Here is a 13,195-nt window from a genome sequence, read left to right on the forward strand (position 1 = left end):
ATTATTCTACGAAATCTCTGCAGATTCCTGCTAATTACCTTGTGCAATTTCCTCTAGGTACGCCCACCGTTCCATTAATGCATCAACTTTTTGGCTCAGCAGTTCTTCTTGTTTCGTCAACTCTTGTAATAACGTAAAATCAGCCCCTGCCGTATTGATTTGTTTACGAACGACTTCCAACTCACCTTCAGCACTTGCAATTACGCCTTCAATTTCTTCGTATTCTTTCTGTTCTTTAAAAGATAATTTACGTTTTGAGCTAAGACGCGGCTTTTCTTTCGCTGATGATTCAATTTGCGGTTCTTCGTTTACTTTATTTTGCTCTTCTTCAAGTGCTACAACTGCTTGGTAATCTGAATAACCACCAACATATTGCCGCAGACTGCCATCTTTTTGATACACAAAAACTTTCTGTGCCAAACGATCTACAAAAAAACGATCATGTGATACAAAAATAATCGCCCCTTGAAATTGATCAATAAAGTCTTCTAAAATCCCTAATGTCTGAATATCAAGATCGTTGGTTGGTTCATCAAGTAATAACACATTTGGTTCGCTCATCAAAATACGCAGTAAAAAAAGCCGCCGTTTTTCTCCGCCAGATAGTTTCGCAATGGGTGTCCATTGTAAATCACTTGGGAATAAAAAAAGCTCCATGAGCTGAGACGCGCTCAATTTACTGCCATCTGCCATGGTCATGAAATGTGCTTCTTCACGAATATATTCGATTCCTCGAAGACGTTCATCCATATCCATATTACTTTGCGAGAAATAACCGATTTTCACCGTTTGACCAACCAAAATATTGCCTGACGACGGTTTTAATTTACCGGCAATTAAATTGAGTAATGTCGATTTACCCGATCCATTCGCGCCAAGGATACCGACGCGATCCCTACGAAGTATGACATAATCAAAATCACGAAGAATGGTTTTATCATCAATCGTAAAGCACACTTTCTCAAGCTCAATCACTGTTCTGCCCAATCGCGCGGCACCAAGTCCCATCTCAACTTTCGCTTTCGTCAAATCACTGCTCTGATTGCGCAGATCTTCAAATCGTTCAATCCGTGCTTTCTGTTTGGTCGATCTCGCCTGCGCACCGCGACGCATCCACGCCAATTCAGTACGCAATAAATTCTGTCGTTTACGTTCACTCGCTTCTTCTCGTTCTTCTCGTGCCGCCTTTAGCTCCAAGAAATTGGTATAATTGCCTGTATAGGTATATGCTTTTCCTTTATCTAATTCTAAAATCTTTGTCGCAACATGATCTAAAAAATAACGATCATGCGTGACCATAAGCAACGCACCTTTTATCTTATGTAAATACTCTTCAAGCCATGCAATCGTTTCGCTGTCGAGATGATTTGTTGGTTCATCCAAAATTAGCAAATCACAAGGCTGAATTAAGGCCCCTGCCAAAGCCAGACGTTTTTGCTGTCCGCCTGATAAAGCGCCTACTTTCGCTGAAAAATTATAAATTCCCAATTTTGTTAAAATAGTTTTTGCATCACTCTCCAGTTTCCAGCCATCTAATGCATCTATCTTTTGACTATATTGGAGAATGTTCATCTGATATTCTTGATTTTCCGGTTCTGACTGACTCAACTCCAATGCCAGCTCATATTCACGTAGTGCATGCATCATCGGTGAATTCCCTTTGAAAACTTCCATTAAAACAGTATGCTCCGGTTCTAATTCATTTTCTTGCGATAAATATTCAATCCGCATACTCTTCATCTTTATAAAGGTTCCATGATCTGCTGGTAAAAAACCCGCTACCGTTTTAATAAACGTTGATTTCCCCGTCCCATTGACACCTACAATACCAATTTTATCTCCTTCTTCGATACCGAAACTAATATTTTCAAATAAGGTTTTCTCACCATAAGTTTTTGTTAAATGCTCAATTGATAAAATCATATCTGTATCCTCATTTTCCATCTACAATTGCTGCAGTGCAATCTGCGTCTCCGCTTTTTTATTTTCTCTGCAAACGATGCTCTCTTTATTATACAAAGAAATCGCCCATTTATCAGCAAAAATACTGATAAAAAGGCGATTTAATTTTAAGCGAGTCCGCTTAGCTTTATTTTTTCACAGGCTCAATTTCATTTTTTACCCATAATTCGTTATGATGTGCGGCTTCAGAAACCTTCATTGTTCCATCACCAAACATACATACACATTCACCCCAGTTGTAAACACTGAGTACAATATGTCCGAAGCAAATTGCTAAGGTTAAGAAAAGGCCGATAAACAAATGCAGTAAATCTGCATATTGCGCAACTTGTTTTGGAAGCATCGGAAGGAAGGCATATAAAAGCCACCCCGTGACAATTACAACAATCGTGCCGAAAAACACCATAATTCCAAGCATTTTTTGACCAGAATTCATTTTCCCCATAGGTGGAACCGGAATTGTTTTACCTAAGAAAATTTTATGCGGATATCCGCCTGATACTGACATCCATTTTATATCATCCGCATCCCACTGAAATGCAGTTCTCCAAAACGCAACAACACGTTTATAGCAAAAAAGAAAGAAATATACACAAGACACTGACAAAATCCACGCGCCAATAATATGTATTTTCATCGCTAAATTAACAAAATCCTCACTGCCTGGTTTTAACCAAATAATAATTCCCGTTAACGCAGCTGGTAAAAAGCCTAGAACCAAGCCCCAGTGAAAGATTCGTGTACTTAAACCATGCTTTAGTACAACTGCTTGATCATCATATTCATGATGTGCCATTCAAACGGCCCCCTTTATTATGTTTTTCAATTAACCGAGTTTTGTTCTATCAACATATTTTGTATGAAATAAGTGTTCAGACAAATCACTTAAAGGTCTGCCGGCTAATTTATCATACATATCTTGTAATCCTGCATTGTTATGGCTTTGACGTTTTTTAGCGTTCGCATCGTCTCTATAAAGCCCCGCTGTACGCATTTTAATATATTTATTACGGTCTTGTACAACATCTGTAACCGCATACGCGCCCGTCCAAAGAATCGCACCAGCTACACCAGCGAGTGCAATGAATTCACGACGCGTTACTTCTACTGCTTTTTCGACATAATTATAATTTGCCATTCTCTACTACGCCTCCTTAAGACCATGGGAAGATTGCTTTTGTTTTATCAATCCAAGAAGTCCCCATTGGATTAATTGGTTGTCCGCCGCCGTTTACACAGCCACCAGGACAGTTCATCACTTCAATAAAATGATATGGTGATTTACCAGCTCTGATTTCTTCAAGAAGTGGTCTGACATTCTGTTTCGTACCGTGGGCAATTGCGATCTTCAATACGATTTCCTTACCAGTCTTTGCATCTTTCATTGGAACTTCGGCCGTTTTTACACCTTGCAGACCACGTGCCGGCTTGTAATCAACGCCCTCTAATTCCTTACCGGTAATAACAAAATATGCTGTTCTAAGCGCTGCTTCCATAACACCGCCTGTTACACCAAAGATCGTACCCGCACCAGTATATTCTGCCAAAGGATTATCGCTGTCAGTGAATGGTTCTACTGTGTTTAAATCTATTCCGGCACTTTTAATCATACGTGCTAAATCTCTTGTTGTGATAACAGTATCAATATCTGGGTAATCTGCACTTCTGCCTTTTGTTTTCCAATAGGTAGACGCGCTATTAAATTCCGGACGCGAAGCCTCTAGTTTTTTCGCAGTACAAGGCATAATGCCGACAACAAAAATATTCTCCGGTTCTGTTTGCCAAACATTTGTAGCCCCGTAAGTTTTCGCAACCGGTCCGGCCATTTGCATCGGAGATTTCGCCGATGATAAATTCGGTATTAAATCAGGATATTCAAGTTCCACAAAACGTACCCATGCCGGACAGCAAGAAGTAAATTGCGGAAGTGCACCAAGATGATGCTGCGTAGGCTCACCTAAAACATAATGTCTGATTTTTTCAATCAGTTCAGTGCCTTCTTCCATAATGGTATTATCCGCACCATAATTTGTATCAATAATTTTGAAGCCTAACTTCCTAAGGGCTCCATACATTTGCTCAGTAACGATTGTGCCAGGTTCCATGCCAAACTCTTCACCAAGAGCTACACGTACTGCAGGAGCCATTGTTGCAACAACGGTTATTTTTTTGTCTTTCAATTTTTGCTCAATCATTTCTACAGGATCCACAATATCTTTGATTGCACCAAACGGACAATTTACTAAGCATTGTCCACACTGCAGACATTTTGAATTGTCAATACTGTGTGTGGCACCATACTTACCATTGATTGCACCAGTTGGACAAAAAGACTTACATGAATCACAACCTTTGCATTCTTTTGCATCGATTTGAATGATCTCACTCAACTCTTTTGCTTGATAACTTTTAATAGTAATCTCCCCCAATCCTTCATACATCTAAAAATTGAATGTTAAGCAATCTAAAATGAAAAACTTCACTCCGTAAACAACAGCGATTCACTTAAACATTGTGATAATACACCTAACAGTTCAGCGCAGCTAACAAAGCCGAATATTCCGAGTCCACTTTGCTTTTATATAAAACAACATCCGCTTCATAAAAAAATAATTGCAATATAAAATACGATCGTCATTCAAAAAAATAAAAGTCTTCCGTTGACTTGCATAAACTTAAGCACATTGATCATTTAAGACAGATACCAAATTCGATACTTTTCGATGCTCACACAAAAAAAATATCTTCTTGGCAAAATCAATCTGTTTACATTCAGCCTTCGAAGCTATTTATCAATAAAATATGCCTTTTTCAAGTACTTGCGCTCCACTATTCGACTCTATTATACAATTTAATTCTTACAAAGTACATACTTATGAATAAATTTTATAGATAATGTGAAATATTTATCATAGTTTATATTTATCAAATAATTAAATAAATTAATTGTATTTCTCTTGTTCTATCATGCATAAAAATTAATAATATTTTAATAAATAAACTTAATTGTATTTTTTATACGTTTTTCTTTTCTATGCATTGCAATTGAAAATTTTGGATATACTAAAACAAAGGAGGTCATTATAATTTATGACTGAAGTTGATATTTTAGGACAAATTGCCGACTTAAAAGAAGTCGATTATAAAACGAATTTGGTGTTATCAAGTTTCATTGAGCTCCTCTGTGACAAAAATATAATCAATAAACAAGAACTACTTTGTAAAATTCAAGCACTTGATCTTGTTACCGAATTAGAAATCAGACATGCAAATAAGAACTTGTAGTTATGGAGCTCCCCCCTCCAAAAGATAAAAAAAGACCGATGGTGTTGCCGCATGAACTGCGGTAACGCCATCGGTCTTTTTTATCTTTTATGTTAATTCGTCTGTTTGATGTTATTTTCACTTTCTTGTTTTTCTTCTTGCGTAGTTGCATCTTTTAATTCTTCTAATTCTTCATGCTCTTCGGAGAACTGGTGGTTGACCTTGATTAAAACGCGTGTAATACGAACATTATCGACTTCTTCTACAATGAATTCATCACCGTCATAATCGACTTTTTCATTGACGACGGGAGGTATTTCAATCTGAGAATAAAGCCATCCGCCAATCGTATCAAAGCTTTCCGAATCAAGTTTCATTTCCAGCATATCATTAATTTCTTCTAATAACAGTCTCGCATCGACAGAGTACATATTCCCCTCTCTGGTTTCTACAAATGGACGTTCCTCATCAAATTCATCTTGGATTTCTCCTACAATCTCTTCGAGAATGTCTTCGACTGTTACCATACCGGCAGTTCCGCCATATTCATCTACAACAATCGCAATCTGCGCGCGTTGCTTTTGCAGCATTTTTAATAAATTGCTAAGCGGCATAGACTCTGGTACAGCTACAACATTTCTTGCCAGTGTACGAATATCGGGCTTTTCTCCATTTGCGAGTGCCCGTAATAAATCTTTCATATGCAAAAATCCAATAATATTATCTTTATCTTGGTCACAGATCGGATAACGTGTCAAATGTTCCTCTAAAGCAACTTTCAGATTTTCTTCAAAAGAATCTTCTATATATAAGCAAATCATATCCGTTCGCGGAATCATAACTTCACGTGCATTTCTTTCAGCAAAATCAAAAATATTGTCTACAAAAGTCAACTCTGTTTTATCGATAAACCCTTGTTTATGACTCTCTTCCATTAAAATGCGGATCTCTTCTTCGGTATGTGCCACTTCACCTTCAGTCGCTACTTGAATTCCTGCAAGCTTTAGAATCCAATTCGCAACATGATTCAAAAACCATACGACAGGATACATCAGTTTGTAAAAACCGATCATTGGTACAGCCGCAAATAATACAACTGCTTCTGCCTTTTGTATAGCGAGTGATTTTGGCGCAAGCTCCCCTAAAATAATATGCAGCGCAGTAATCAAAGAAAATCCTACAACAAAGGCAATCGTATGCCCGATTTCCGGAGATATTCCAAATGCCACAATCAATGGATGGATAAGTCTTGCAACAGCCGGTTCACCAATCCAGCCAAGACCAAGAGATGCCAAGGTGATCCCAAGCTGTGTTACAGATAAGAAAGCATCTAAATTATCCACTAAAGTTTTTGCATATTTTGCTTTGCTGTTGCCCTCTTGTAATAAAATATCAATTCGTGATGCACGTACTTTTACAATTGCAAACTCAGCTGCAACGAAAAAACCATTCAACAACACTAAAATAAACACCAAAAATAAATTAAACACTACTGACGAAGACTCCAAAAATTCCTCATTACCCATCTAAGTTGAGTAATAAGTTCACCTCCTAAATTCAATAACATCCTATACTTGTTTCTTCTTCTGCTATATTTGTAAGTATAATTGATAAAAATGTCTCCACCTGCGATTCACGTATTATTTCAACACAGTCCTTCTTATACTCTGTCCTTTTTCTTCATCGGTGATCCATCCGCTGCATCGGTCTTACGAAATGGATTTTTACGATTTTTAGGTTTTGGTTTCGTTAAAAAATCCGCAATTTCCCCATGCAGCATTTTCTTTGGTTGTAAATCAACTTTGATTTTCTTTGCATATTCACCTAACTTTATGACTTCTTTTGGTGAAACCAGAGAAATTGCCGAACCAGATTTACCGGCACGTCCAGTTCTGCCTACACGATGCAAATATACTTTTTCATCCTCCGGCAAATCAAGATTGATAACAAAATCAATATCTTGAATATCCAATCCACGTGCAGCCACATCAGATGCAACCAACAATTGAATCCGCCCTTTGCTGAAATCATCCAATGCTTTTTTCCGCTCCAGCTTATTGGCACTTCCATTTAAACCAGACACTTTAAGCCCGTGAAACTTTAATTTTTCCGTTGTAATCGCAATATCATCACTGCGATTTACGAAAACCAAGCCACGATTTACATTTAATATTCGTGTTAATTTACGTAGTACCTCTATTTTATCACGAAAATCAGCAATAAAATACAAATGTTCAATATTAGGTTTTGCGATAACGTCCTCTTTCAAATTCATAAACACTGGATTTTTCATAAAATCAGTTCTGCGAATTGTACGCGGAGAAATCGTCGCGGAGAACAATAAATGCTGACAATCTGTTGCCACACTGCTCAAGATTGTACGCGTACTCGGTAAATTTTGATCGTCTAACAATCGATCGGCCTCATCCAGCACCAAAGTTTTTACATTTTGTAATTTTATTTTACCCTTTTTCTGCAATTCAATGATACGACCTGCCGAACCAACAATAATTTGCGGTTTACTTTTCAATTTATCAATTTGCCGCGCAATATTCGCTCCGCCAATTAAAGAAGTACAGCGTATCATAAGCTCTGTATTTTTCAGTACGATTTCCAATTGACGATAAATTTGCATGGCTAATTCATAAGTGGGTGCTAAAACAACAGCCTGCACGTCTGATTTCGCTGCTTCAATATTTTGCAGCATTGGCAACAGATACGCCAAAGTCTTCCCCGTGCCAGTCGCGGACTGCCCAATCACATGCTTTCCTTCTAATGCCTCCGGTATCGCTTTCGCTTGAATTGGTGTAGGTTCGACAATACCAATTTTCTCTAAAGATTGTTCTAACACCGGGCTAATCCCTAAATGCAAAAATTTTTCACTCATAAATTTCTCCTTTTATCATGTGGTCCCTATATTAGGTTTACCATTTAGATCATTATATGTAGCCGTACATGACGGATAATTTGTACAACCCCAGAAAGAGCCATTTTTCCCATTGATCAATCGTAAACTGCCTTCTTTACAGCGCGGACACAATGCGAGTTTCTCCATCTCCTTCGGCTTTCCATTTTCATCATCGCAAGTCGCCCGACAACGAGGAAAATTGCTACAGCCCCAAAAGGGTCCGTTCTTACCATTTTTCAATTGCAATACGCCTTTTCTGCAACGCGGACACGGATGTTCTCCATTCAAAGGTAAACTCGTTTGATTTGCTTTTTCACAAAGCATTTTAGTAAAACCAATTTGTTCACTCACAAACTGCTCCAATTCGGCATCGCCTTCAGCCATTGAATGCAGATTATTCTCCCAAATCGCTGTAGAATCCGGATAAATCACCTCATCAGGCAAAGCATCGATTAACAAGTATGCCGCATCTGTAGGCACCAAGAATTTTTTCTTTGCTTCTGTCACCATAAACCCACGCGACATCAATTCTTTTATGATTGTGGCACGTGTCGCTTCCGTCCCGATGCCATACACATCTTTCAACTTTTTCTTTAGCTCAGGATTTTTAACATATTTATGAATTTCTTTCATCGCTGCCAGCAATGTTGCTGCCGTAAATCGAGTTGGCGGCTTGGTAGATTTTTTATCAATCGTCGTCTTTATATATTCTACCAAATCCCCTTTAGACATTGCCGGTAATACTTCCTGCGCTTCCTCTTTCTTATCGTCTGCCTCAGCACCATAAACTTCTTTCCACCCAAGCTGCTTCATCACCCTGCCGCTTGCCGTAAAAGTTTCTTCTTTATAATGAAGCTCAATTTTAGTCTGATCATAAATATAGATGGGATAAAACTGTGCAATATAAGCTTGTGCAATTAAAAAATAGATATTCCTCTCAACTTCTGTTAATGTGTTTAAATTGCATTTTTCCTGCGTAGGAATAATTGCATGATGGGCTGAAATCTTTTTATCATTCCAAGCGCGGCTTTTAATCTTTGGATCTGCCTGCTGCGCCAATTTTGCCAATTTTGCATCAGAAATCTCTATTAAATTTCTCAATATAATCTTAGCATCATCAAATTGATTCTGCGGCAAATAATCACAATCTGAACGCGGATAAGACGTGATTTTCTTTTCATACAAACGCTGTGCCGTATCCAATACTTGCTGCGGTTCATAGCCAAACCGTTTTCCCGCGAGCACCTGCAGTGCAGATAAGGAAAAAGGTAGTCTTTGTGATTCTTTCTTCTCTGCGGTTTCGTATAAAGCAACTTGTCCGCCTTGCGTTTCATGCTCGGCAAATTTTTGTGCCAACGCTTCCGCAATCTTTTGATCCAGCAGTCTGCCTTCACTATCCAAACCGATCTGCTCATCCTTGGGTTTCCAATTTGCAGTGACTGTGCCATTTTCATGGGCAAAATCAACTTTAATCGTAAAATAATCCACCGGAACAAAATTTTTGAGTTCACGCTCACGTCTAACAACCAAGGCAAGGGTAGGCGTCTTAACTCTGCCAATCGGTAAAGTAATCCGATGTCCGGCACGCTGGGCAGCCAGTGTATATGCCCTTGATAAATTCATTCCAATCAACCAATCCGCCCGCGCTCTCGCCAATGCGGAATGCTTTAAATTTAAGAATTCTTGATTATCACGTAAACTCGCAATTGCTTTCCGGATACTCTTTTCATCCAATGCATTGAGTAAAATACGCTTTACCGGCTTAGCGTTATGAAGATAATCAAGCACTTCATCAATTAACAACTGACCCTCGCGATCCGGGTCACCTGCGTGCACAATCTCTGTCGCCTGATCAATTAATCCTTTGATAATATAAAATTGTTTCTCACAAGATTTATCAATTAAAAGCTTCCACTCCTGCGGGATAATCGGTAAATCCTCCATACGCCATTTCTGATACTTACTATCATATTCATTTGGCTCGGCTTGTCTTAAAATATGACCAAATCCCCAGGTTACTACACCATCTTTCGTTATTAAGTAACCATCTTTACGTTGAATCGGACCAGTCAAACATTTCGCAATTTCTGCCCCCATACTAGGCTTTTCGGCAATATATAATCTCAAATTTTACACCCCATACCAATCAAAACAAAATCATTTCCATAACGAATACACGCCCCATATCAAAAATGCCACCCAAAGTATGCCTATCACTGCAATGGCAGTTAAAATATATGGCATTCTTTTTTCTAACTTCTTCATATCACGCTGGCACTCTATCCGAACATCTTCTGGCAAGCCGCGCATTAATAAATAAAGTGCAGCCGGAACGATCGTCATATCATCTAGCAGGCCAATCACAGGCAGCGAATCTGGCACCAAATCGATTGGGCTCAGCAAATAACCAATCACAATCAGCAGCAGCGTTTTCAGATATCGCGGTGTCGCAGGATTTTTCCATGCAAAATATAAGAGCACAAAATTTTCTCTGAATAAACGCATCCATGTCCATAATTTTAGCCACATAAACATCACCCCGCTTTACGCTCTAAAACTTATTTAACCTTTATTGTACCATATTCTATCTTACTTCCATAATATTATTTATTATTACAAAAAATCCATTAAACCAAAATTCGGTTCTAGCTGCTTTATGATGCTTTGACCTTTTTACGCAACAAGCAAGTTACAAAAATATTTTTTTCTTACGTAATTCAATTAAAAATTGTTAATTTTTTGTCGATTGAGAACTTTTTTCAATTGACACTTTATCTTAATATTGATATAATGTTGCAAACTTAATAATTACAGATAGAGGTTGCGGCTGATCAAGAGTAGCTACACGGAGTTGCCAGCGTAGATGTGTATTCAAAGGGATCGTCGCCGAAACGATTTGTTTCAGGCAGAAAACGATCGTTGGTCTTGGGTTGAAGAAACACAAGACTGTCATACTTAGGTGTGGAGTGCTATCTTGCATTGCTAGTTTAAACTGATTTAGCGATTTGCGAGGTATCGAAACTTCCAAATCGCTTTTTATTTTCCCAAATAAGATTTAACTTCAAAATACGGAGGTATCGTCATGGCAGAAAAAGTATTTCCTATTGACCGCAGTAAATTACAAGAAATTATAAAAAAATATCCAACCCCTTTTCATATTTATGATGAACAAGCAATCAGAAACAATGTACGCAGATTATTTAAAGCATTTGAATGGGCACCTTGCTTCAGAGAATATTTTGCAGTGAAAGCAACACCAAATCCAGCTTTACTAAAAATTCTTCGTGAAGAAGGCGTCGGCGCGGACTGCAGTTCCCTTCCGGAATTACTGCTCGCTGATATGTCCGGCATTCGTGGTGAATCCATTATGCTTACGTCAAATGACACACCTGCAAATGAATTTCAAAAAGCAATTGAGCTTGGTGCTGTGATCAATCTTGATGATATTACACATATTGACTACTTAGAAAAACATGCTGGATTCCCAGAAATTCTATCCTTCCGTTATAATCCTGGTCCTTTACTCGAAAATGGCAACACGATTATCGGCAAACCGGAAGAAGCAAAATATGGCTTGACCAGAGAACAAATCTTTGAGGCTTATAAAATCGCCAAAGAAAAAGGCGTAAAAAGATTCGGTCTGCATACAATGGTAATTTCCAACGAACTCAATCCGGATTGTTTCATTGGCACAGCCGAGCTTATGTTTAATTTAGCTGTTGAAATCCATCAAAAACTCGGTATTCAATTAGAGTTTGTCAATTTCGGCGGCGGTGTCGGTATTCCTTATCGCCCGGAACAAGAAGCCGTAGATTTAGAGTATGTTGGCGAAGGCATCAAAAAAGCATACGAAAAAATCATTGTAGCAAACGGTATTGCGCCACTTACGATTGCCCTTGAATTAGGACGTTCCATCACTGGCCCTTACGGATACCTTGTTTCCACAGCACTTCACAAAAAAGAAATCTATAAAAATTATATCGGCTTAGATGCCTGCATGGCAAATCTAATGCGTCCTGCACTTTATGGTGCTTATCACCATATCACGGTTCTTGGAAAAGAAAATGCGCCTTGTGATCAGATTTATGACATTACGGGTTCACTTTGTGAAAACAATGATAAATTCGCAGTAGACCGCGCACTGCCAAAAATCGAGATCGGCGATGTCCTCATCATTCACGACGCTGGCGCACATGGTCACGCAATGGGCTTTAATTATAACGGTAAACTTCGCAGTGCGGAATTATTATTAAAATCAGATGGCGATGTAGAAATGATTCGCCGTGCTGAAACAATGGAAGATTATTTTGCAACATTGAAATTCTAATACTTTTTCTTGCGCACATCTCGCCTCCCATATTCATATTATATAAAAATGAATATGGGAGGCTTTTTATTATGGATGAAAGACATGTTCCTTATAAAGGATTATATCCAAATCAACCGGATTCTTCTTGCATGTGTCCAACAGATCCAGACTTGCTGTTACTTAGAAAAAATGCAATCGGCGAACGCATGGCCATTTACTTTTACTTATGCGCTGCAGAACAGACTTCCGGTGAACTTTGTAAGTTATTTACCGAAATTGCACAAGACGAAATGGTTCATTTTCGTCGTACAATGACAGTGTTGGCATGTTTAGATCCTGTTCAAAACTGTGCTTTTAATGATGTTGAGATAAACTTACCATCTATTGATAGTTTCCGTAAGAGCAACAAAAACTGCTGTAACTTCGAAGTTCTTGAGCTCTTAACACAGGCAATCAACAATGAACTAGCCGCGATCAATCAGTATCAGGAAAGTTACACATGTGCGAAAAATAAAGATGTAAAAGTCCTATTCTGTGATAATGCCAACGATGAAAAAGTCCATCTTGCTGAACTGTGGAAAGCTATTATGTTATGTACAAACGAAAATACGGTGAAAGCATAAAAGATGGGCGTAAACCTACGCCCATCTTTTCATCATTTCATTCATCATACGAGCTTGCATGATTACAACAATCATTGCCTATATAAAACAGCAAAACAACAAACAATACAAGGCTATTTTCTCTCTCCC

The 13,195-nt window shown here is 38.4% G+C and carries 11 protein-coding genes and 1 riboswitch; of the genes, 3 read left to right on the forward strand and 8 right to left on the reverse strand.

Annotation, left to right across the window (positions count from 1 at the left end; all coding sequences use genetic code 11):
- Nucleotides 1-30: 30 nt before the first annotated feature.
- The 4 genes from BN6559_RS05695 to BN6559_RS05710 all read right to left on the reverse strand — a co-directional run bounded on the left by BN6559_RS05695 (nucleotide 31) and on the right by BN6559_RS05710 (nucleotide 4,391).
- Complete coding sequence (locus BN6559_RS05695) at nucleotides 31-1,923, reverse strand: ABC-F family ATP-binding cassette domain-containing protein (protein WP_110953816.1); 1,893 nt, start codon at nucleotides 1,921-1,923, stop codon at nucleotides 31-33.
- 166 nt (nucleotides 1,924-2,089) lie between these two features.
- Nucleotides 2,090-2,758 (reverse strand): cytochrome b/b6 domain-containing protein, encoded by a 669-nt coding sequence (locus BN6559_RS05700; protein ID WP_110953817.1) that lies wholly within the window; start codon nucleotides 2,756-2,758, stop codon nucleotides 2,090-2,092.
- Nucleotides 2,759-2,788: 30 nt separating this feature from the next.
- A complete protein-coding gene (locus tag BN6559_RS05705; RefSeq protein ID WP_110953818.1) occupies nucleotides 2,789-3,100 on the reverse strand; it encodes an iron hydrogenase small subunit in 312 nt (103 codons plus the stop codon).
- 16 nt (nucleotides 3,101-3,116) lie between these two features.
- A complete protein-coding gene (locus tag BN6559_RS05710; RefSeq protein ID WP_199883777.1) occupies nucleotides 3,117-4,391 on the reverse strand; it encodes a [FeFe] hydrogenase, group A in 1,275 nt (424 codons plus the stop codon).
- A 661-nt stretch (nucleotides 4,392-5,052) separates the two neighbouring features.
- Here BN6559_RS05710 and BN6559_RS05715 point away from each other — a divergent pair.
- Nucleotides 5,053-5,247, forward strand: a complete 195-nt coding sequence (locus tag BN6559_RS05715) for a hypothetical protein (RefSeq protein WP_110953820.1) — start codon at nucleotides 5,053-5,055, stop codon at nucleotides 5,245-5,247.
- 92 nt (nucleotides 5,248-5,339) lie between these two features.
- Here BN6559_RS05715 and BN6559_RS05720 read toward each other — a convergent pair whose 3' ends face one another.
- From BN6559_RS05720 to BN6559_RS05735, 4 genes are all read right to left on the reverse strand, one after another.
- Nucleotides 5,340-6,752: a hemolysin family protein gene (locus BN6559_RS05720; protein ID WP_110953821.1), complete on the reverse strand. Its 1,413-nt coding sequence runs from the start codon at nucleotides 6,750-6,752 to the stop codon at nucleotides 5,340-5,342.
- A gap of 134 nt (nucleotides 6,753-6,886) precedes the next feature.
- Nucleotides 6,887-8,113: a DEAD/DEAH box helicase gene (locus BN6559_RS05725; RefSeq protein WP_110953822.1), complete on the reverse strand. Its 1,227-nt coding sequence runs from the start codon at nucleotides 8,111-8,113 to the stop codon at nucleotides 6,887-6,889.
- Nucleotides 8,114-8,128: 15 nt separating this feature from the next.
- Nucleotides 8,129-10,261: a DNA topoisomerase 3 gene (locus BN6559_RS05730; RefSeq protein ID WP_110953823.1), complete on the reverse strand. Its 2,133-nt coding sequence runs from the start codon at nucleotides 10,259-10,261 to the stop codon at nucleotides 8,129-8,131.
- A 30-nt stretch (nucleotides 10,262-10,291) separates the two neighbouring features.
- Complete coding sequence (locus BN6559_RS05735) at nucleotides 10,292-10,663, reverse strand: YkvA family protein (protein WP_199883779.1); 372 nt, start codon at nucleotides 10,661-10,663, stop codon at nucleotides 10,292-10,294.
- 278 nt (nucleotides 10,664-10,941) lie between these two features.
- A riboswitch (Lysine riboswitch) is annotated at nucleotides 10,942-11,114 on the forward strand.
- A 102-nt stretch (nucleotides 11,115-11,216) separates the two neighbouring features.
- Here BN6559_RS05735 and BN6559_RS05740 point away from each other — a divergent pair.
- Nucleotides 11,217-12,461, forward strand: coding sequence for a diaminopimelate decarboxylase family protein (locus BN6559_RS05740; RefSeq protein ID WP_110953825.1), 1,245 nt, complete (start codon nucleotides 11,217-11,219; stop codon nucleotides 12,459-12,461).
- Nucleotides 12,462-12,532: 71 nt separating this feature from the next.
- Nucleotides 12,533-13,066, forward strand: a complete 534-nt coding sequence (locus BN6559_RS05745) for a hypothetical protein (protein ID WP_110953826.1) — start codon at nucleotides 12,533-12,535, stop codon at nucleotides 13,064-13,066.
- The last annotated feature ends 129 nt before the right edge of the window (nucleotides 13,067-13,195 follow it).

Origin of the sequence: Massilibacillus massiliensis (assembly GCF_900086705.1) — a bacterium.
Taxonomy (GTDB): Bacteria; Bacillota; Negativicutes; order FLKF01; family FLKF01; genus Massilibacillus; species Massilibacillus massiliensis.